The sequence below is a fragment of the Pseudochelatococcus contaminans genome (genome assembly GCF_014195635.1).
In the GTDB taxonomy this organism is placed as follows: Bacteria; Pseudomonadota; Alphaproteobacteria; order Rhizobiales; family Beijerinckiaceae; genus Pseudochelatococcus; species Pseudochelatococcus contaminans.
On record NZ_JACICC010000005.1, the window covers coordinates 250,939 to 270,595 of the forward strand.

The following is a 19,657-nucleotide window of genomic DNA, read 5'->3' on the forward strand; positions in this document are numbered from 1 at the left end:
AGCCGGATCCTGGGGTTAGGCCGATTTACCGCCCTCGATGGTCTCAAGGCGGGGCTTGGCGTAGCGGGAACGCGTGACGCTCTTGCGCCCGTCAACGCCGACCGGCACCTCGCCGTCGATGGTCACCCGGCGCACGAGGCGCGCCTTGTCGCCATAGTCGTTGACCGCGTAGTGCTGCGTAGCCCGGTTATCCCAGATGGCGACGTCATTCGCCTTCCAGACCCAACGCACGATGTTCTCGGGCGCGGTGATGTGGCTCTGGAACAGCTCATAGAGCCTCGCGCTGTCGGCCCGGTTCTGGCCGACGAAACGCTGCACGAAATTGCCCAGAAGCAGCGTGCGCTCACCCGTTTCCGGATGGACGCGCACCACCGGATGCTCGGTTTCGTAAATGGTGCTGGTGAAGTAGGTGTTGTATTGCTTGTGGTCGTCTTCGTTGGCGTGCGGACGCACGGCGGCGTAGTCGTAGGCATTGCTGTGAACCGCCCACAGGCTGTCGGCAAGCTGGCGCAGTTCGGGCGAGAGATGCTCGTAGGCCGTGACAGTGTTCGCCCACACGGTATCGCCGCCGAAGTCCGGGATCTCGACACCGCGCAGGATCGAAATCTTGGGATATGCGTCGACGAAGGTCACATCCGTATGCCACTGGTCGGCGCGGCCCCCGCCCTGACCGGAAGCGCGCTCACCTGTACGGTTCGCGTCAAGCTCAAGCACGGATGACGTGCCCGCAACCGAGCCCACGGTGGGATGAGGCACGAGATCGCCGAAAAGCTTGCCAAAGGCCTCCTGCTGCGTGTCGTCGAGATGATCCTGATCGCGGAAAAACAGCACCTTGTACTGCAACAGAAGACGATGAATGTCGGCAAAGACATCGGCCGGCAGATCGCCGGAAAGCCTGATGTTGTCGATACGCGCCCCGATGTGTCCGGACAGCGGATGGATATCGGATTGCGGAATGGTGGAAACAGCGGCCTGTTCGGCGGGGATGACTGATGCACTCATGATTGAACTCCCTTGCTCGATATCTCGGAGATGACAGATGAAGGCATGCGCCCCGCCCGGGTGACGCCGGCCTGCCGTGGCTGCCGATCCAGCTGCTCACCCCCGCAAATCTCCCGGCCATTGAGTGGGCGCGGTCCGCCGCCAACCGGCGCAATGCGGTGGAGAAACGGCTGATCGCTGGGGGTTGTTTGCCGACGGACATTTGCGATCGAAAAAAGCATAGGCTGGAAACTATCAAATTAATAGTTATTCTATAGAAATTATCATATAAAAAGGAATGTCGGAGCGATAATCAGGAGCTATCGGTCATGCTGGATCGACGCGTGCGTTATTTTCTGGCCATTATCGAGCACGGCAGCCTTCGCAGCGCTTCGAAGGCGCTGCGCCTGTCGCAGCCGACGCTGACAAAGGCTATCCACGATCTGGAGATAGAACTCGGAAGCCCGTTACTGCGCCGCCACGGCCGAGGGGTGTCAATGACGCCGACAGGGCAGATTCTGCACCGGCGCGCATCGAATATGGCGCTTGAGGATCGTTATGCGCGCACCGAGATCGATGCCTCGCGCAACCGCGTCAATGAAGTTTTGCGCATTGGCGCGGGCCCGGTATGGGCGTGCCGTTATCTGCCCGATGCCCTGGCGGCGTTCACCCGTCAGTGTCCCTCGTGGTACGTTACATTGCAGGTGGGAATAACCCGCACGTTGCAAGATCGTGCGGTGTCGGGCGACCTCGATATCTGCTTCGGATCAATCGACGATCTCCGGGATACCCACGAAATCGATTTCAACTATGAGCCGCTCACCACTTTCGACATGGGCGCTTTCGTCCGCGAAGGCCATCCGCTGCTGGCTGCGAACGATATCTTGAGGCTGCGGGATATGCTGGCCTACCAATGGCTGACATACCAAAACGATCTCGATGTGATCAGCCGTATCAATAACAGCTTCAGAGAAGAGCAGTTACTGCCGCCGAGGGTGAGCATAAACACCTCGTCGTTATTGGCGGGGTTCGCCATAACCAGCACGAGCGACGCCATATTCTGCCTGCCTGAGCCGATGGTTCCAGAAGCTGCCCGGCACGGGCTCGAACGACTTCCCATCCGCCTCTGGACCTACAAAGCCGGCGTGTGGCTGCATCAGGCGGCCCAACGCAAGCGGGAGGTGCATCAATTATTGGCGATTGTCCGCGCGCAATTGGCTGCCTGCGGCATCCAGACAGAGCATGCAGGCAGGGCAACGCATACGGCGGGTTGACTGTAATTCTACAAATTGCATATATTTAGTATGTTATATTCAAATCCAATACGATTCACTGGAGCGTTCAGGGATGGAGCCTTTCCGAATTCACGCAGCCGCACGAGGCGCAATCGAGATCGAGGCCGATGTCCTTGTGCTCGGCGGCGGACCGGCGGGCACCTGGGCAGCGGTTGCGGCGGCGAATGCGGGTGCACGCGTCGTGCTGGCTGACAAGGGTTTTTGCGGAACATCCGGCGCAACCGCTCCTTCCGGCAATTCCATCTGGTACGTTCCCCCGGATACCGACCGCCGACAGGCGGCGGCGGCAAGCCGCGAGGCGCTTGGCGGATATCTGGCCGACCGGCGCTGGTCGATGCGCGTTCTCGACAAGACCTATACCGGACTGGATTACCTGGCGGAGCGTGGATATCCCTTTCCGCAGGACGATGGCGGCGCGTCCGCCCGCGGGTCTTTGCAAGGGCCGGAGTACATGCGCCTGATGCGCAAGCTGGTCAAAGGTGCGCGCGTGCGCATCCTCGATCACAGCCCCGCGCTTGAACTGCTGGTTGACGGCGGCGGCGCGGTTGCGGGTGCACGAGGCGTGCGGCGTCAGAAGGGTGATGACTGGGTTGTGAAAGCCGGAGCAGTCGTCATCGCGACGGGTGGCTGCGCTTTTCTCAGCGGCGCGCTCGGCTGCAACGTCCTGACAGGCGACGGACTCCTGATGGCGGCGGAACTTGGCGCCGAGCTTTCGGGAATGGAATTTTCCAACGCCTATGGCATCTCGCCGGCTTTCGCATCGGTGACGAAGACACTGCTTTATAAATGGGCGACATTCACAGACCCGGAAGGCCAGCCGATTCCCGGAGCCGCTTCGCAAGGCGGCCGCTCCGTCATTGCGAAATGGCTGGCGAAAGGGCCCGTTTACGCCCAGCTCGACAAGGCGGACCCTGCCCTGCGCCTTTCCATGCGCGAGGCACAGCCGAATTTCTTCCTGCCGTTTGACCGCGCTGGCATTGATCCGTTCGAGCAACGGTTCCCGATTACGTTGCGGCTTGAAGGCACAGTGCGCGGCACCGGCGGGCTGCGGATCGTCGGCGACGACTGCGCAACGACGGTTCCCGGCCTTTATGCCGCCGGGGATGCAGCGACGCGTGAACTCATTTGCGGCGGCTTCACCGGCGGTGGCAGTCACAATGCCGCCTGGGCCATTTCATCCGGTCAGTGGGCCGGCGCGGGAGCCGCCGCCTTCGCCCGCCGCGCGCGTCTTGGTGCGGATATCATCGGAGCCGGCAGGGTCGCGCTGCGCGAAGGCCGCGCTCGCGCCAACGATCCCGCCGCCACCATCCGCGCAGTGCAGGAAGAGGTTTTCCCTTACGAGCGCAACTACTTCCGCTCCGGCCCCAAGCTCGATGCCTCGCTCGCGCGGCTTGATCGGCTGTGGTCCGATCTACGCATGGCGGATGCTGCCTCCCTCGAAAATGTCATACGGGCGCGCGAGGCCGCAGCAATGACCGCCGTCGCGCGCTGGATGTATCGCAGCGCCGGGGTGCGAACCGAAAGTCGCGGCATGCACCGGCGCGAGGATTATCCAACCGTCGACCCCTCGCAGTTACATCACGTGTACAGCTGCGGGCTGGATGACGTGTGGGCAGCGTCTGCCGCCCCCCTCGTGCGTCAGCAGGCCGAGGTAGCGGCATGATCGAGTTGATCAGCACAGAGCGGTGTACCGGCTGCAATATCTGCGTCAGCATCTGCCCGACGAATGTCTTCGATATCGTTGTGTCGGCGGGAACGAAGCCGCCGCCCGTCATCGCGCGCGGCGCGGATTGCCAAACCTGCTTCATGTGCGAACTCTACTGCCCGGAAGACGCGCTGTATGTCGCGCCGGATGCCGATGCGTCAGTGGCCGTCGATGAGTCCGCACTGACCGAAGCCGGGGTTCTCGGCAGCTATCGCTCCATGATCGGGTGGGCGCCGGGCACCACGGCGCATCGCAAGGTGGATTCCACCTTCCGCCTCATCAAGGGCTTTTGAAGCGTTTCAGCGAAATGCCGAGTTGCTCTCGTTTTTCTCCATCGTCCGGATGGCGCATCATCAACAATCAAGGAAAAAAATCGTGACCTCTTCCAACAACGGTTTGCGCAACAACGGTCTGCGTCTGGACAGGCGTCAGCTTCTGGCGGGTATCGCAGCAGGCGGTGCAGCGCTTTACGCGCCCACGATCCTTCGCGCGCAGACATCGCAGACGGTCAAACTCGCCTATGGCAGCGTCGGCTATACATGGGCCGTTCCCTATGTCGCCGAAGCGGGCGGCTACTGGAAAGACCAGAACGTCGATCTCGTGACCACATCCTTCGATTCCGGTCGCGACGCGATGCAAGCGCTGCTCACAGGCGCGGCCGACTTCTCCGCCTCCACCGATACACCGCTGGTGTTCGCGGCCCTGAATGGCCTGCGCCCGATTGCCGTTGTGAATTACAGCCGCTACTCGCGCGACATGCGGCTGGCGGTGCGCAACGACATCGGCATCGACCCGAGCAATCCTGCGGCTATCAAGGGCCGCAAGATCGGTACGCCGGTCGGCACGTCCGGGCAGTTTTTCCTGGCCAAGTATCTCGAACTTGCCGGTCTCAAGCCGGACGACGTCACGGTGGTCAACGTGCCGCCGGGCAATCTGGCGACGACGCTTGCACGAGGTGACATCGACGGCTTTGCATGGAGTAGCCAGGCCGTGGCCGTCGCCGACAAGCAGACGGGCGGCAAGGTTGTGGAAATGACGTTGGAAGGCATCGAGGTGTTTTTCCAAAGCCATCAGCTCTTCCTCACCACGGAAAAGGTGCTCAAGGATAAGCCGGAAGCCGTGACGGCAGCCGTCAAGGCATTGCATGCCGCGGAAAACCGCATCCACACCGATCCAAACTGGCCGGACCTCATCGCCGAACGGATCAAAACCCCTGCTGAGCAGATCCGCAAGGCGACATCCACCTTCATCTTCCGCCTCGGCTTCGACGAGCGCTTCCTCGACGATCTGGTCAGCGAGGCGGAATGGGCGATTGCCGCCGGCCTCGGCAAGCAGCCGCAGGGCGATCTGCGCACGCTGCTGCGCGGGCTCGTGGATGTAGAGCCGACGAGAGCGCTGTATCCTGACCGGGTGACCCTTCCGTGAATACTGCGTCACCCCTGATTGCCGCCAGTCGCGTCTCGCAGATCTATGCTGGGCGCGACGGGTCGCCGACATGGGCTTTACGGGACGTGTCGCTTCAGATCGGGCGCGGTGAGTTCGTTTGTCTCATCGGCCCGTCCGGTTGCGGCAAAACCACGCTTCTGCATCTTGTCGCCGGTTTCGTGACGCCCACCAGCGGTACGGTTTCCTTTGCTGGAAAGCCCATTGCCGGCCCCGGCCCGGAGCGGGTGGTAGTGTTTCAGGAATACGCCCTCTTCAACTGGATGACGGCGCGGCAGAACGTCGAGTTCGGCCTGCGCACACGCGGCCTTGGCCGCAAGGAGCGCCGGGAACTGGCGCTCGGCGCGCTGGAGCGGGTGAACCTCCGCCACGCCGCCGACCGTTATCCGCATGAATTGTCCGGCGGCATGCGCCAGCGTGTGGCCGTGGCCCGGGCGCTCGTCGTGGAGCCGGAAGTGCTGCTGATGGACGAACCGTTCGCCGCCGTGGACGCAATGACCCGGCAGGCCCTTCAGGAAGACCTGCTGCGGCTGTGGCAGGAAATCGGAATATCGGTGATTTTCGTGACTCACAATGTCGACGAGGCGGCTTTTCTGGCCCAGCGGGTCATCGTGATGGGCGCGCATCCGGGCAATATCCGCGCCGATCTGGCCATCGACGCGCCGCATCCGCGCGATCGTGGCTCGGCGGAATTTGCCGGGCTCTATGCCGTCGTGGCGGATGCGCTGGCAACGCACACCCGGAGGGCATCATGAGCCTTGCATCGTCCGAGCAAAGCCTCATTCCCGCTGAAAAGCAGGCAACCGCCGATTTCGAACAGACATTCAAGGCCGACCACCGGCGGCGGCATCGCAATGCCGCCCTGTGGCGGGTGGCGCTGAATGTGCTGGGCATCGTCCTGTTTGTTATCGTCTGGGAGCTGACGCCGCGCTACTCCAGCTGGATCAACGAGGTTCTGTTTCCGCCGCCCTCGCAGGTGTTCCGCACCTTCATACCAATGTTCCTCTCCGGTGAAATTCTGGAGAATATCCGCGTCAGCCTCGTGCGGGCCGCATCCGGCTTTGCGGTGGCGCTCGTGCTGGGCATCGCCGCAGGCGTCATCACCGCACGAGTCAAAGCCCTGCAATATCTCGCCGAGCCCTTGCTGCACGGCTTCCGCTCCATTCCGGCCATCGCGCTCATTCCGCTGTGCATTCTGTGGTTCGGCATCGGCGAGGTGTCGAAAATCGCCCTCATCGCCTGGGGGGCTTTCTTTCCGCTGTGGATCACCACCTTCATCGGCGTGCGGGACGTGAACCCCATCTATCTGCGCTCAGCGGCATGTCTGGGTGCAGGCCGGGTTACCACGCTGTTTCTGGTGGTTCTGCCAGCGGCCCTGCCCTTCATTCTCACCGGCATCCGGCAGGCGCTCTCCATCTCGCTGGTCGTGCTGGTGGCGGCGGAAATGTCGGGCGCATCATCGGGCATTGCTCACATGATGTCGGAAGGTCACCAGCTTTTCCGCGTCGACATCATGTTCATCGGCCTCGTCGTGCTGGGGACTTTCGGCTTCATCGTCGATCGCCTCTTCGTCGCCGTCGCCCGCCGACTGTTTCCCTGGTACCAGATCACGTCCTGACATGTCCGACAGTTCCGCCACAACAATCCTGCGCAATGCGCACATTCTGACCTTCGACCCCGCCCGGCCCCGCGCAACGCATCTTGCGTGGCACAAGGGGCGCATCACAGCAGTCGGCGGCGAGGAAGTGCTTGATCTCGCCGGAGCACGAACGCGAGTGCTCGATCTTGGCGGGGCAACGGTCATTCCGGGTATCAACGACACGCACGCCCACATGGAGCGCGAGGGGCTGAAGCACCAGCGGCCTTCCCTTGCCGGCGCACGGACAGTTGCGGAGATTCTCGACCGCGTGCGCGAGGCAGCGAAGACCACGCCGCAGGGCGAATGGATCGTCACCATGCCGGTGGGGACACCGCCATTCTTCTTTGACGGGCCGGATACCCTTGCAGAAAAACGCCTGCCGGATCGTTATGAACTCGATGCCGCTGCCCCCTCCCATCCTGTCTATATTCAGGGCGTGTTCGGCAACTGGGGCAAGCCGCCCGGTCATTCAGCGCTCAACAGCCGGGGGCTGGCACTGAACGGCATCACGCGCGACACCGCGCCGCGCATCGCCGGTGTCGAAATCCTGAAGGATGCAACGGGCGAGCCGACTGGCATCATTATCGAACGAAACAACCGCCCGACGGTCGAGTTCGATATTCTGCCCGCCGTTCCCCGCTTCGGGTTCCAGAACCGTCTCGATGGCGTTCGCCTGTCCCAGCGACTTTACAACGCCAAGGGCACGACCAGCATTTACGAGGGTCATGGCTCCGCGGCGGAGACCATCTCGGTCTATCGCAAGCTGTGGGAACTGGGCGAGCTGACGGTGCGGGTGGGGCTCGTCGTCAGCCCGAGCTGGTCGGACCTCGCAGAAGCGAAAAAGATCATGCGCGACTGGCTGGCCACCGCCCGCGGCTCCGGTCTCGGTGACGCATGGCTGCGCGTTTCCGGCGTGCATATCGCTTACGGCGGCGATGCGGCGACGGCCTGCTGCGCGCGTGCCCATCTGCCGGATACAGGCTGGTCCGGTTTCGTCGAACAGGCGGTGACGCCGGAAGACTACCGCGAAGCCTGCTTTCTCGCCGCCGAACATGACTTGCGCCTGCATACAATCGTCAGCGACCAGTTGCATGAAGTGGTGCCTGTGCTGGAAGCGGTCAACGAAAAACATCCGCTTTCAGGGCGGCGCTGGGTGATCGAGCACATTGGCCGTGCGCGTGCGCAGGATATCGCGGCACTGGCCCGCCTTGGCATTTTCGTCACCACCATCCCGACCTATTTCCTCTGGAAGGGAGGCTGGAAATACCTTGATGAGCCGGACAACGGCAACTGGATGGTGCCGCATCGGCATCTGCTTGATGCTGGCATTCCGTTGTCGCTGGCCACGGACAACATTCCCTACGATCCTTTCTTCTCGCTCTGGGTGGCGACCACCCGGCAGGAGCGTCAGAGCGGCCGCGTCATTGGCCCGGATCAACGCCTGGATGCCGAGACAGCGCTTGAACTTTTCACGGTTTCCGGCGCGCAGCTCACCTTCGACGAACACTGGAAGGGCCCCCTCAAACCCGGCTACGCCGCCGATCTGGCCGTTCTTTCCGACGATCCAACAACAGCGCCCCCGGCAGCGCTACGCGACATCACCTGCAACCTGACCGTGGTGGACGGGCGAGTTGTGTACGGCGCAGATTGAAACGGTCACTTCCGTCGAAGTGGCATCATTTCCGGTGTAGCCACGCAATTGCGCCGCTCTTCGCGAAGAAAACGCTTTAGGGACTATTCATCCTTCTAAATCACAACCCACAGAGCCACGACAGCTTCCGGCTCTTCGCCAGATCAGCGAGGCTCTGGTGGATCGCCCTTGCGTCACAGAAGATTGCACACCGGTTACTTCAGTGCCTCGCTGGTAATGTCGAGCGTGTAGGCGCCCACAGGCTCGCGCGTGATGACGGGATCGGAGCCGCCTCCGAGCAGGGTCTTGACGGTGCGCTCGTAATCCGCCACGTCGAGTGCGCCGTTCGATCCGGCGGTGAGCTTCGCCACCTCGCGGGCCATGCGCTGCTGCTGCTGCTCCGTCTGCGCGCCGGATGCGTCGTTCTCAAGCACGATCTCGGCCGTTTCGTCCGGGTTTTCCTCGGCCCATTTCCAGCCCTTCATCGACGCCCGCACGAAGCGCACGAGCTTGTCGCGGAAGGCCGCATCCTTCAGCCGATCCTCCAGCACGTAGAGGCCGTCTTCCAGCACGGCGACGCCTTCGTCCTCATATTTAAAGGTGACGAGGTCGCCCTCGGCAATGCCGGCGTCGATCACCTGCCCGTATTCGTTGTAGGTCATCGTGGAAATACAGGCCGCCTGCTTTTGCAACAGCGGATCGACGTTGAAGCCCTGCTTCAGCACGGTGACACCCTCCGGGCCGCCATTCGTGCCGATGCCGAGGTGGTTCATCCAGGCGAGAAAGGGATATTCGTTGCCGAAGAACCAGACGCCCAGCGTCTTGCCGCGAAAATCCTCCGGCTTCGTGATGCCGCTTTCCTTCAGGCAGGTGAGCATCATGCCCGATGTCTTGAACGGCTGCGCGATATTGACCAGCGGCACGCCCTTTTCCCGCGTGGCGAGCGCGGAGGGCAGCCAGTCGACGATGACATCCGCCCCGCCGCCCACGAGAACCTGCGGCGGCGCGATATCGGGACCGCCGGGCCTGATCTCGACGTCAAGGCCCTCCTCCTCGTAGAAGCCCTTGTCCTTCGCCACGTAATAGCCGCCGAACTGGGCCTGCGTCACCCATTTCAGTTGCAGCGTGAGCTTGTCGGCGGCCTGAGCCGGCAGCGCCGCCATCTGGGCTGCGAGCAGCGAGAACGCGCCGATGCGGATGATCCGTGCCAATCTGCTTTTCATGTCCTGTTCCCCTGTTGATGTTGAAAGCTCAGGCGCGACCGCCGCGGTTCGACGGGTGCCAGAACGTCAAGGCGCGTCCAGTGAGTGCGACGAGACCGTAGAAGAGCGAGCCGACCACCGCCGCGACGGCGATTTCGGCCCAGACCATGTCGATGTTGCTGCGCCCTACTTCCGTGGCGATGCGGAAGCCCATCCCGACCGTTGGCGTGCCGAAGAATTCGGCGACGATGGCGCCGATCAGCGCTAGCGTGGAGTTGATCTTCAAGGCGTTGAAGATAAACGGCGCGGCCGCCGGCAGGCGCAGCATCAGCATGGTCTGCCGCCAGTCCGCCGCGTAGGTGCGCATGAGGTCGCGTTCCATGCGGCCCGCCGCCGCAAGCCCTTCGACGGCACTCACCAGCATCGGAAAGAAGGTGACGATGACCACCACGGCGACCTTCGACTGCCAGTCGAAGCCGAACCACATCACCATGATCGGGGCCACGCCCACCATCGGCAGCGCGGAGACGAGGTTGCCAATGGGCAGCAGGCCCCGCTGAAGGAATGGCGAGCGGTCGATGAGGATTGCCGCGACGAAGCCCGCGCCGCAGCCGATGATGTAGCCCGGCAGCACGGAGCGCAGGAACGTCTGCTCGAAATCCGCCCACAGGACAGGCACCGACACGGCGAGCCGCGCGGCGATGGCGCTGGGCGGCGGCAGCAGGATCGGCGAGATGGCGAGTCCGCGCACCGTGCATTCCCACGCCACCAGCACCGCGAGCCCGAACAGCGCCGGCACCGAAACACGCGCCGCCACCGCGCCGGTTGGCGTGGCGAAGGCATGGCTCACCAGCGCGCCGTTGACCGCCCAGGCGGCGATCCAGAAGGCGAGCGCGAAAACGAGATAGCCCATGATCAGCGGCCCTCCATGCGTCTGAGAACGACCGATTGCACCAGCCCGACCAGCGCGACGAGACCGGCGCCGACCACGGCCGCCATCACCAGCGCCGACCAGATCTGCACGGTCTGGCCGTAATAGGAGCCGGACAGCAGCCGTGCCCCAAGCCCGGCCACCGCGCCGGTCGGCAACTCACCGACGATCGCCCCCACCAGCGCCGCCGCGACCGCGATCTTGAGCGAGGCGAAGACATAAGGCAGCGATGACGGCCACCGCACTTTCCAGAAGATCTGCGCCTTGCTGGCGCTGTACGTGCGCATCATATCCAGCAGCAGCCTGTCGGCGCTGCGCAGCCCGGTGACGGCCCCGACCGCCACGGGAAAGAAGCTGAGATAGGCGGAAATCATCGCCTTGGGCAGCAGGCCGGTGATGCCGACCGCGTTCAGCACCACGATCACCATCGGCGCGATGGCGATGATGGGAACTGTCTGGCTCGCAATGACCCACGGCATCAGCGAACTGTCGAGCACACGACTGTGGATCAGCGCGATGGCGAGCCCGATGCCGAGCAGGCTGCCGATGACGAAGCCCGCGAGCGCGGCCGACAGCGTGACGGAGGCGTGATAGATGAGACTGCGCTTCGAGGTGATGGCCTTGTTGACCGTCGTGTCCCACAATTCGGCGGCGATCTGGTGCGGCGCCGGCAGCACGGGCCGCGTCTGGCTGAATGTACGCGGCACGATTTCCGCGAAGCTGGGAGACATGCCGGCCCTCGCGGCCTGATCGCGCTCGAAAGGCGCGTTCATCACCACGACGAACACATGCCAGACGACGAGAATGGCAGCGACGACCACCAGCACCGGCAGGATACGCTCGCGCAGCAGTGACGTGGCTGCCCTCATGCGTCGGCTCCCTGTGCGTGGCCAGCGACCAGTCCGGCGCGGACGCGGCGCGCGATTTCCAGGAACTCGGGCGTCTCGCGGATGTCGAGCGGCCTGTCGCGCGGCAGCGGCGAGGTGATGACGTCCACCACCCGTCCCGGCCGCGGACTCATGACGACGATGTGCGTCGACAGATAGACCGCCTCGGGAATGGAATGGGTGACGAAGCAGATCGTCTTGCCCGTCCGCTCCCACAATTGCAGGAGCTGCTCGTTGAGCCGGTCGCGGACGATCTCGTCCAGCGCGCCGAACGGCTCGTCCATCAGCAGCAGGTCGGCATCGAAGGCCAGCGCCCGCGCGATCGACGCCCGCTGCTGCATACCCCCCGACAATTGCCACGGATATTTGCGGCCGAAGCCTTGCAGATCCACCATCGCCAGCGCCTGCTCGATGCGCTGCTTCCGCTTGCTTTCGGGATAGCCCATGATTTCCAGCGGCACGGCGATATTGGCCTCGATGGTGCGCCACGGCAGCAGCGCCGCCGCCTGAAAGACATAGCCGTAGGAGCGGTCCTTGCGGGCGTTTTCCGGCGTGGTGCCGTTGACCGTGATCTCGCCCGAGGTGTGCTGCTCCAGATCGGCGATGACACGCAGGAACGTCGTCTTGCCGCAGCCGGACGGGCCGATGAAGGACACGAAGTCGCCCTTCTTCACGTCCAGATCGACATCGGACAGCGCATGCACCGGGCCGTCTGCGGTGTGGTAAACGAGGCTGAGCTTGCGGGCGCGTATCACTGAAAATGTCGAGGCATTCATGGGCGGCTCCCTGTCGTGCGAACCGCACCGGGACGACGACGACCGATCGCGCGTGCGGCCGATGTCGTACACGGCGTTGATCCCGTCTTGCCCCCCGACATGCTGACGTTTATTCGATTCATGTTCTCGCTCGCTGCTGGTTCGGGTCCGCGCGATTGCCTGCCCGAATACGTCGCCGGAATATCAAGCAAGGTCCGTGCCGATCTGATCAGAGCGCGTAAAAAATTTGATCCCGATATCAGGCGGGGAGACAGATGTCAGACAGTGGAAGGCCAGCCGCGCCCCGGCGCACGCGCATTCAGGACGAGAAGGAGAACCTCATTCTCGAAGCCGCGCTCGACGTGTTCGCAAGCCATGGATACGGCGGCGCGACGCTCGACCGGATCGCGGCCGCCGCCGGCCTGTCGAAGCCGAACCTGCTCTATTACTTCAGCGGCAAGGAGGCGATTCACAGCGCCCTGATCGCTCGTGTGCTCACCGGCTGGCTGGAGCCCTTGCGTGCCTTGCAGGCGGATGGCGACCCGCACACCGAAATCCGGTCCTACATCCGGCGCAAGCTGCTGATGTCGCGCGACTACCCGCGGGAGAGCCGGCTGTTCGCCAACGAGATCCTGCAAGGCGCGCCCCGCATCGGGCCGGCGCTGGAGGGACCGTTGAAAGAACTGGTCGACGAGAAGGCCGCCGTCATTCGCGGCTGGGCGCGCGGGGGCCGGATCGCCCCCTGCGATCCCTACCACCTGATCTTCGCCATCTGGGCCACGACCCAGCACTACGCGGATTTCGACGTGCAGGTGCGGGCCGTGCTGGGTGCGCCGGCGGCGGTCGAGACTCGCTATGAGGACGCGGCCCGCTTTCTGGAGCAGCTCTTCATCCACGGCATCCTGCATGCCGGCAACGCTGCCGACAACGACTGCGGCAAAAACTGACCAAACGATCAATTTTTTATCATTTGATCAAAAAAAGCGGCGCATATCCCATCGCGGCAACCTCGCCTCCCCTGACGGACGGCCTGCCGCACCCCCCTCCGCATCCAGTCAAAGGCACGCTTCCCGGGGCAGATAACGCCTTCCGGCCACCGACTCTCCTTCTGGCACGCAAGTTGCAAGACGATCGCCATCAAGGCCGCGCGCCGATGGCACGGTCGCTGTTCACAGGCTGCAAGGAGGAGTTACTATGCAAGTCGGAGTCTTCATCCCGATCGGCAACAACGGCTGGCTGCTGTCCGAGAATGCGCCTCAGTACAAGCCAACCTTCGCTTTCAACCGCGAGATCACGCTCAAGGCCGAGTCCTACGGGTTCGATTTTGCGCTGTCGATGATCAAGCTGCGCGGTTTCGGCGGCAAGACGGAGTTCTGGGACTACAATCTCGATTCCTTCACGCTGATGGCGGGACTTGCCGCCGTCACCAGCCGCATCCGCCTGTTCGCCACCGCCGCAACCCTCGTGATGCCGCCCGCCATCGTCGCGCGTATGGCCTCCACCATCGACTCCATTTCCGATGGCCGCTTCGGCGTCAACCTCGTGACCGGATGGCAGAAGCCGGAGTACTCGCAGATGGGGCTGTGGCCGGGCGACGATTACTTCAGCCGGCGCTACGACTACCTCACCGAATACGCCACCATCCTGCGCGACCTGTGGGACACGGGCCGCAGCGACCTGAAGGGCGAGTTCTTCCAGATGGACGATTGCCGCGTGCTGCCGCGCCCGCAGGCCGATATGAAGCTCATCTGCGCCGGCTCATCGAACGCCGGCATGGAGTTCTCGGCACGGTTCGCGGACTACAATTTCTGCTTCGGCGTCGGCGTCAACACCCCCACGGCCTTCGCGCCCACCGTCGATCGCCTGCGCGCGCAAACCGACAAGACCGGCCGCAAGGTGGACTCGTTCGTCCTCTTCATGGTCATCGCCGACGAGACCGACGAGGCCGCCCGCGCGAAGTGGGAGAACTACAAGGCCGGCGCCGACGCCGAGGCCATCGCCTGGCTTGGGCTGCAAGGCGCCGCCGACACCAAATCCGGCAGCGATACCAACGTGCGTCAGATGGCCGATCCGGTTTCGGCGGTCAACATCAACATGGGCACGCTGGTCGGCTCCTACGCTTCGGTTGCGCGGATGCTCGACGAGGTCGCCACCGTCAACGACACCGGCGGCGTCATGCTCACCTTCGACGACTTCCTCAAGGGCATCGACGATTTCGGCACCCGCATCCAGCCGCTGATGAAGAGCCGCGCGCATGTCAGCCTTCCCGCGCAGGGAGCGGCGGCATGAGCATCGACACGACGGCAACAGCGCTGCATCCGCAAGCGGCGGCGCGCTCCATCACCCTGCCCGCCCGCCCGGAACCCGTCACCCTCGCCCCTGCGGAAACGGCGGTGGTGGTGGTGGACATGCAGAACGCCTATTCGACCGAAGGCGGCTATGTCGATCTCGCGGGCTTCGACATTTCAGGCGCGCAGGGCGTCATCGCCAACATCGCCCGCGCGCTCGACGCCGCCCGGTCGGCTGGCATGCAGGTCGTCTACTTCCAGAACGGCTGGGACGCAGATTATGTCGAGGCTGGCGGCCCCGGATCGCCCAACTGGCACAAGTCCAACGCGCTCAAGACCATGCGGCGGCGGCCTGAACTGGCCGGCAAGCTGCTGGCGAAAGGCACCTGGGATTACGCCATCGTCGACGCCCTGGTGCCGCAAGCCGGCGACATCGTGGTGCCGAAGACGCGCTACAGCGGCTTCTTCAACACCAGCATGGATAGCGTGCTGCGGGCGCGCGGCATCCGCAACCTCGTGTTCGTGGGCATCGCCACCAACGTCTGCGTGGAATCCTCGCTGCGCGATGCGTTCCACCTCGAATACTTCTGCGTGATGCTGGAAGACGCCACCCACCATCTCGGCCCGGCCTTCATGCAGCAGGCGGCGGTCTACAACGTCGAAACCTTCTTCGGCTGGGTTTCCACCGTGAACGACTTCTGCGGCGCCGCCCTGCAAGCCCCTTCCGACGACTGAAACATCCTCAACAGGAGAGATATCGCCATGCCCAAGACCGTTATCCTGCCGCCCGGCACCACGACGCCCATCGCCCCCTTCTCGCCCGGCACACTCGCGGACGGCGTCGTCTATGTGTCGGGCACGCTCGCCTTCGACAAGGACAACAATATCGCCCATCCCGGCGATGCGGCGGGGCAGACCCGGCACATTCTGGAGACGATCAAATCCGTCATCGAGACGGCCGGCGGCACGCTGGCGGACGTCACCATGAACCACATCTTCATCACCGACTGGAGCCACTACGGCGCGGTCAATACGGTCTATGCGGAATACTTCCCCGGCGACAAGCCCGCGCGCTACTGCGTGCAGGTGGGGCTGGTGAAGCCCGAGGCCGTGGTCGAGATCGCCACCGTCGCCCATATCGGCGGCCGCTGATTGCCGGCTGCGGCGACACTCGCAGACCGTCACGAGAGCAGACCATCCAAGACACGGAGCTTGTCCAATGCGGCTCACCGCTTCCCGTATCGACATATCCCCGCCGACGCCCGCCGTCAGCATGACGGACTATCGCGATGCGATGGCGCGCCTCGCGGCCGCCGTCACCATCGTGACCACGGATGGCGCGGCGGGCATGGCGGGCTTTGCCGCCACCGCCGTTTGCAGCGTCACCGACAGCCCGCCGACGCTGCTGGTCTGCCTCAACCGTAGCTCGTCGGCCCACGCCGCCGTCACCGCCAACCGCGTGCTGTGCGTCAACGTGCTGGACAACCGGCACGCGGCGCTCGGCAACCTGTTCGGCGGTCGAACGCCGATGCCCGAACGCTTCGCGGCGGCGGCATGGCATCCGCTCGCAACCGGCGCGCCGGCGCTCGACGAGGCGCTGGTGTCGTTCGACTGCCGCATCGCATCGGCGAGCCATGTCGGCACCCACGACCTCCTCATCTGCGAGGTCATCGCCATTGACGGCGGCACGGGCGCCCGTCCGCTGCTCTACTTCCAGCGCAACTACCACGCCATTGCCGCCCCTCCGCCCGCTTCGGAGCACTGATCCATGCATGTCGACATCACCGGCCAGACCGGAGAAAACGCGCCCACCGTCCTGCTGTCGTCCGGGCTCGGCGGCGCGGGGGCCTACTGGACTCCGCAGACAGAGGCGCTGGGCGAGCATTTCCGCATCCTCACCTACGATCATCGCGGCACTGGCCTGACGGGCGGCGAGGTGCCGGAAACGGGCGGTATCGGCGCGATGGCCGACGACGTGCTGGGCATCGCCCGCCGGCATGGCCTCTCGCAGTTCGACTTCGTCGGCCATGCGCTGGGTGGGTTGATCGGGCTCCATCTCGCGCTGCACCATCCCGATCTCGTCCGCCGGCTGGTGCTGATCAATGCATGGAGCGCGGTCGATGCCCACACCGAACGCTGCTTCGACGTGCGCATCGATCTGCTGAAGCATGCGGGTGTGGCAGCGTTCGTGCGCGCGCAGCCACTGTTCCTCTATCCCGCCGCATGGATGGCGGACAACCCGCAGCGCCTCTCGCGCGAGGAAGCGCACGCGCTGGCGCATTTCCAGGGCCAGACGAACCTGCTGCGCCGGATAGAGGCCCTGCGCGCCTTCGACATCGACGCACAGTTGCACGCCATCACGACGCCGGCGCTGGTCATCGCAACGCAAGACGACCTGCTCGTGCCCCACGCCCGTTCCCTGCATCTGGCACAGGGACTGCCGAATGCGCGGCTGGCGCTGCTGCCGCGTGGCGGACATGCGGTGAACGTCACGCAGCCGGACCTGTTCAACCGCCTCCTGATCGATTTCCTCACCGCGCCCGATGGACACGACATTGAGAAAGCCGCGACCCATGGTTGATCTCGTCATCCGCGATGCCAGCCTGCCTGATGGCCGTAAAAACATCGACCTGCTCATCGCCGACGGGCGTATACTGGCCATCGGCCCGGGCCTCGCCGCGCAGGCGACGGCCGGCGAAACCATCGATGCCAGCGGCTATCTGCTGTCGCCGCCATTCGTCGATCCCCATTTCCACCTCGACGCCACCCTGTCCCTGGGGCTGCCGCGCCTCAACCGCTCGGGAACGCTGCTCGAAGGCATCGCCCTTTGGGGCGAGCTGCGTCCGACGCTGACGCGCGAGGCGCTGGTTGAGCGCGCGCTGCGTTACTGCCACCTCGCCATCTCGCAGGGTCTGCTGGCGATCCGCAGCCATGTCGATGTCAGCGATCCGCGCCTTGTCACGGCGGAAGCCTTGCTTGAGGTGCGCGATATCGTTTCCCCCTACATCGACCTGCAACTCGTCGCCTTCCCCCAGGATGGCTACTACCGCGCGCCGCAGGCGGCATCCGCGCTCGAACGGGCCCTCGACATGGGCGTCGACGTCGTCGGCGGCATTCCGCATTTCGAGCGGACCATGGCCGACGCAGCGGCTTCCGTCACCGCATTGTGCCGTCTCGCAGCCGAACGGGGGCTGCCGGTCGACATGCACTGTGACGAAACCGACGATCCGCAGTCGCGTCACATCGAAACGCTGGCGGCGGAGACAATCCGCTTCGGCCTGCATCGACGTGTGGCCGCGTCACACCTCACCTCCATGCATTCCATGGACAACTACTATGTGTCCAAGCTCATTCCGCTGATGGCGGAAGCGGAAATCAGCGTCATCCCCAACCCGCTGATCAACATCATGTTGCAGGGCCGCCACGACAGCTACCCGAAGCGCCGCGGACTGACGCGCGTGCGCGAACTGATGGATGCCGGCATCACCGTCGGCTTCGGCCACGACTGCGTGATGGACCCCTGGTACACGATGGGTTCCGGCGACATGCTGGAAGTGGCGCACATGGCCGTGCATGTCGCCCAGATGGCAAGCGTGGAAGACCGGCATCGGGCATTCGACGCCATCACGGTGAATTCCGCGCGCATCATGGGGCTCGAAGGCTATGGGCTGGAACCCGGATGCAACGCCGACCTCGTGCTCCTGCAAGCGCGCGACCCGCTGGAGGCGATCCGCCTCAAAGCCACCCGTCTCGTCGTCATCCGCCGGGGGACGGTGATCGCCCGCGCGCAGCCGCGTGTCAGCACGCTCACCCTCGGCACGGACACCCGCACCGTCAACGGCGCCGACTACGCGCCTTTTTCCGCCGGACCATCTCCCTCACCCATGCACAAGGACTGAACCATGAGATTCCGCATTCCACTGACCCGACGCTCCATTCTGATATCCGGGCTTGTACTCGGGATGGCCGCATGCGCCGGCACGGCGCGCGCCCAACAACCCCTCAAGGTCGCCGCCGTTCACGCATCGCCGGTCGAGAACGCCTGGAACTCCCGGCTGCACGACGCCCTTCGCGCGGCGGCGGACGAAGGGATCATCACCTATGAGTTCTCGGAAGGCGTCTCGGCAACAGATTACGCGCGGGCGTTGCGGGACTATGCCGAAAAAGGCAACCAGCTTATCGTCGGCGAAGCCTATGCCATCGAGCGGGAGGCGCGGCAGGTCGCCCGCGATTATCCCGATACCGCTTTCCTCATGGGGTCGAGCGGCGAGCCGCAGGGCGACAACTTCGGCGTGTTCGGCACCTGGAACCATGACGCCGCGTATCTCGCCGGCATGCTGGCGGGCGCGCTGACCAGGAGCGGGACGGTCGGCTCGGTGGGCGCAATGCCTATTCCCGAAATCAACATGCTGATCAACGCCTTCGCCGCCGGTGTCAAGGAAGTCCGTCCGGATGCGAAACATCAGGTGTCATTCATCGGCACGTTCTTCGATCCGCCGAAAGCCCGCGAAGCCAGTTTCGCGCTCATCGACTCCGGGGCCGACATCCTGTTCGGCGAGCGCATCGGCACCGCGGACGCCGCAAGGGAGCGTGGAGTCAGGGCGGTGGGATCGCTGACCGACTATACATCGCGCTATCCCGACACCGTCTTCGCGAATGCCGTCTGGAATTTCCGTTCGATTCTCGATGCGGCTGTCCGTGACGTGAATGCGGGCAAGACCACCGGCAACAACTACACCCCCTTCAGCCTGCTGAAGGAAGGCGGCAACGATATCGTCTACGTCAAGGGAGTGGCGCCGGCCGAGGCGGAAGCCGCCATGGAGGCGAAACGCGAGGCCATCAAGGCGGGAACGTTCGTGACGCCGATCACGACAACTCCGCCGTCATAACAGATCCCTCGC

The 19,657-nt window shown here is 64.1% G+C and carries 20 protein-coding genes; 15 read left to right on the plus strand and 5 right to left on the minus strand.

Going from position 1 to position 19,657, the window contains the following annotated elements:
- Window positions 1-15: 15 nt before the first annotated feature.
- Window positions 16-1,002 carry a TauD/TfdA dioxygenase family protein gene (locus FHS81_RS11705; protein WP_183753180.1) on the minus strand — a complete coding sequence of 329 codons (987 nt, stop codon included), beginning with the start codon at window positions 1,000-1,002 and terminating at the stop codon, window positions 16-18.
- Window positions 1,003-1,310: 308 nt separating this feature from the next.
- Between FHS81_RS11705 and FHS81_RS11710 the strand changes: the two genes are divergently transcribed.
- From FHS81_RS11710 to FHS81_RS11740, 7 genes are all read left to right on the plus strand, one after another.
- Window positions 1,311-2,255: a LysR family transcriptional regulator gene (locus tag FHS81_RS11710; RefSeq protein WP_183753182.1), complete on the plus strand. Its 945-nt coding sequence runs from the start codon at window positions 1,311-1,313 to the stop codon at window positions 2,253-2,255.
- A 73-nt stretch (window positions 2,256-2,328) separates the two neighbouring features.
- The gene (locus FHS81_RS11715; protein ID WP_183753184.1) at window positions 2,329-3,939 is read left to right on the plus strand and encodes an FAD-dependent oxidoreductase; all 1,611 of its coding nucleotides are present in this window, start codon (window positions 2,329-2,331) and stop codon (window positions 3,937-3,939) included.
- Complete coding sequence (locus FHS81_RS11720) at window positions 3,936-4,274, plus strand: 4Fe-4S dicluster domain-containing protein (RefSeq protein ID WP_183753186.1); 339 nt, start codon at window positions 3,936-3,938, stop codon at window positions 4,272-4,274. Before FHS81_RS11715 ends, FHS81_RS11720 begins: the two co-directional genes overlap by 4 nt.
- A gap of 82 nt (window positions 4,275-4,356) precedes the next feature.
- Complete coding sequence (locus FHS81_RS11725) at window positions 4,357-5,406, plus strand: ABC transporter substrate-binding protein (RefSeq protein ID WP_343052481.1); 1,050 nt, start codon at window positions 4,357-4,359, stop codon at window positions 5,404-5,406.
- Complete coding sequence (locus FHS81_RS11730) at window positions 5,403-6,179, plus strand: ATP-binding cassette domain-containing protein (protein ID WP_183753190.1); 777 nt, start codon at window positions 5,403-5,405, stop codon at window positions 6,177-6,179. Before FHS81_RS11725 ends, FHS81_RS11730 begins: the two co-directional genes overlap by 4 nt.
- Window positions 6,176-7,042 carry an ABC transporter permease gene (locus tag FHS81_RS11735; protein ID WP_183753192.1) on the plus strand — a complete coding sequence of 289 codons (867 nt, stop codon included), beginning with the start codon at window positions 6,176-6,178 and terminating at the stop codon, window positions 7,040-7,042. The genes FHS81_RS11730 and FHS81_RS11735 overlap by 4 nt, the downstream gene beginning before the upstream one ends.
- A 1-nt stretch (window position 7,043) precedes the next feature.
- Complete coding sequence (locus tag FHS81_RS11740; protein ID WP_210281655.1) at window positions 7,044-8,714, plus strand: amidohydrolase; 1,671 nt, start codon at window positions 7,044-7,046, stop codon at window positions 8,712-8,714.
- A gap of 194 nt (window positions 8,715-8,908) precedes the next feature.
- On the opposite strand, the gene FHS81_RS11745 is transcribed toward FHS81_RS11740, so the two are convergent.
- The 4 genes from FHS81_RS11745 to FHS81_RS11760 are packed head-to-tail and all read right to left on the minus strand — an operon-like array spanning window position 8,909 to window position 12,489.
- On the minus strand, window positions 8,909-9,916 hold the full coding sequence (locus FHS81_RS11745) for an ABC transporter substrate-binding protein (RefSeq protein ID WP_183753194.1): 1,008 nt from the start codon (window positions 9,914-9,916) through the stop codon (window positions 8,909-8,911).
- 28 nt (window positions 9,917-9,944) lie between these two features.
- Window positions 9,945-10,808, minus strand: a complete 864-nt coding sequence (locus tag FHS81_RS11750; RefSeq protein ID WP_183753196.1) for an ABC transporter permease — start codon at window positions 10,806-10,808, stop codon at window positions 9,945-9,947.
- A 2-nt stretch (window positions 10,809-10,810) separates the two neighbouring features.
- Complete coding sequence (locus tag FHS81_RS11755; protein ID WP_183753198.1) at window positions 10,811-11,695, minus strand: ABC transporter permease; 885 nt, start codon at window positions 11,693-11,695, stop codon at window positions 10,811-10,813.
- Window positions 11,692-12,489 (minus strand): ABC transporter ATP-binding protein, encoded by a 798-nt coding sequence (locus FHS81_RS11760; protein ID WP_183753200.1) that lies wholly within the window; start codon window positions 12,487-12,489, stop codon window positions 11,692-11,694. The genes FHS81_RS11755 and FHS81_RS11760 overlap by 4 nt, the downstream gene beginning before the upstream one ends.
- A gap of 254 nt (window positions 12,490-12,743) precedes the next feature.
- On the opposite strand from FHS81_RS11760, the gene FHS81_RS11765 reads away from it, so the two are divergent.
- The 8 genes from FHS81_RS11765 to FHS81_RS11800 all read left to right on the plus strand — a co-directional run bounded on the left by FHS81_RS11765 (window position 12,744) and on the right by FHS81_RS11800 (window position 19,645).
- Complete coding sequence (locus tag FHS81_RS11765) at window positions 12,744-13,415, plus strand: TetR family transcriptional regulator C-terminal domain-containing protein (RefSeq protein WP_183753201.1); 672 nt, start codon at window positions 12,744-12,746, stop codon at window positions 13,413-13,415.
- Between the two features lie 247 nt (window positions 13,416-13,662).
- Window positions 13,663-14,757 (plus strand): pyrimidine utilization protein A, encoded by a 1,095-nt coding sequence (rutA, locus tag FHS81_RS11770; RefSeq protein WP_183753203.1) that lies wholly within the window; start codon window positions 13,663-13,665, stop codon window positions 14,755-14,757.
- A complete protein-coding gene (gene rutB, locus FHS81_RS11775; protein ID WP_183753206.1) occupies window positions 14,754-15,491 on the plus strand; it encodes a pyrimidine utilization protein B in 738 nt (245 codons plus the stop codon). Before rutA ends, rutB begins: the two co-directional genes overlap by 4 nt.
- Before the next feature lie 27 nt (window positions 15,492-15,518).
- On the plus strand, window positions 15,519-15,908 hold the full coding sequence (gene rutC / locus FHS81_RS11780) for a pyrimidine utilization protein C (protein WP_183753208.1): 390 nt from the start codon (window positions 15,519-15,521) through the stop codon (window positions 15,906-15,908).
- Between the two features lie 67 nt (window positions 15,909-15,975).
- Window positions 15,976-16,521, plus strand: a complete 546-nt coding sequence (locus FHS81_RS11785; protein WP_183753210.1) for a flavin reductase — start codon at window positions 15,976-15,978, stop codon at window positions 16,519-16,521.
- Window positions 16,522-16,524: 3 nt separating this feature from the next.
- A complete protein-coding gene (gene rutD / locus FHS81_RS11790; protein ID WP_183753212.1) occupies window positions 16,525-17,337 on the plus strand; it encodes a pyrimidine utilization protein D in 813 nt (270 codons plus the stop codon).
- Window positions 17,330-18,655, plus strand: a complete 1,326-nt coding sequence (locus FHS81_RS11795; RefSeq protein WP_183753214.1) for an amidohydrolase family protein — start codon at window positions 17,330-17,332, stop codon at window positions 18,653-18,655. The genes rutD and FHS81_RS11795 overlap by 8 nt, the downstream gene beginning before the upstream one ends.
- Window positions 18,656-18,658: 3 nt before the next feature.
- On the plus strand, window positions 18,659-19,645 hold the full coding sequence (locus FHS81_RS11800; RefSeq protein ID WP_183753216.1) for a BMP family protein: 987 nt from the start codon (window positions 18,659-18,661) through the stop codon (window positions 19,643-19,645).
- Window positions 19,646-19,657 lie beyond the last annotated feature (12 nt).

Bases quoted from the DNA above. Each gene is read 5' to 3' on its own strand.
- rutC (WP_183753208.1), top strand. From the start codon at position 15,519: ATGCCCAAGACCGTTATCCTGCCGCCCGGCACCACGACGCCCATCGCC.
- FHS81_RS11765 (WP_183753201.1), top strand. From the start codon at position 12,744: ATGTCAGACAGTGGAAGGCCAGCCGCGCCCCGGCGCACGCGCATTCAG.
- FHS81_RS11720 (WP_183753186.1), top strand. From the start codon at position 3,936: ATGATCGAGTTGATCAGCACAGAGCGGTGTACCGGCTGCAATATCTGC.
- FHS81_RS11800 (WP_183753216.1), top strand. From the start codon at position 18,659: ATGAGATTCCGCATTCCACTGACCCGACGCTCCATTCTGATATCCGGG.
- rutD (WP_183753212.1), top strand. From the start codon at position 16,525: ATGCATGTCGACATCACCGGCCAGACCGGAGAAAACGCGCCCACCGTC.
- FHS81_RS11755 (WP_183753198.1), bottom strand. From the start codon at position 11,695: ATGAGGGCAGCCACGTCACTGCTGCGCGAGCGTATCCTGCCGGTGCTG.
- FHS81_RS11750 (WP_183753196.1), bottom strand. From the start codon at position 10,808: ATGGGCTATCTCGTTTTCGCGCTCGCCTTCTGGATCGCCGCCTGGGCG.
- FHS81_RS11795 (WP_183753214.1), top strand. From the start codon at position 17,330: ATGGTTGATCTCGTCATCCGCGATGCCAGCCTGCCTGATGGCCGTAAA.
- FHS81_RS11715 (WP_183753184.1), top strand. From the start codon at position 2,329: ATGGAGCCTTTCCGAATTCACGCAGCCGCACGAGGCGCAATCGAGATC.
- rutA (WP_183753203.1), top strand. From the start codon at position 13,663: ATGCAAGTCGGAGTCTTCATCCCGATCGGCAACAACGGCTGGCTGCTG.
- rutB (WP_183753206.1), top strand. From the start codon at position 14,754: ATGAGCATCGACACGACGGCAACAGCGCTGCATCCGCAAGCGGCGGCG.
- FHS81_RS11760 (WP_183753200.1), bottom strand. From the start codon at position 12,489: ATGAATGCCTCGACATTTTCAGTGATACGCGCCCGCAAGCTCAGCCTC.
- FHS81_RS11710 (WP_183753182.1), top strand. From the start codon at position 1,311: ATGCTGGATCGACGCGTGCGTTATTTTCTGGCCATTATCGAGCACGGC.
- FHS81_RS11735 (WP_183753192.1), top strand. From the start codon at position 6,176: ATGAGCCTTGCATCGTCCGAGCAAAGCCTCATTCCCGCTGAAAAGCAG.
- FHS81_RS11705 (WP_183753180.1), bottom strand. From the start codon at position 1,002: ATGAGTGCATCAGTCATCCCCGCCGAACAGGCCGCTGTTTCCACCATT.
- FHS81_RS11785 (WP_183753210.1), top strand. From the start codon at position 15,976: ATGCGGCTCACCGCTTCCCGTATCGACATATCCCCGCCGACGCCCGCC.
- FHS81_RS11740 (WP_210281655.1), top strand. From the start codon at position 7,044: ATGTCCGACAGTTCCGCCACAACAATCCTGCGCAATGCGCACATTCTG.
- FHS81_RS11745 (WP_183753194.1), bottom strand. From the start codon at position 9,916: ATGAAAAGCAGATTGGCACGGATCATCCGCATCGGCGCGTTCTCGCTG.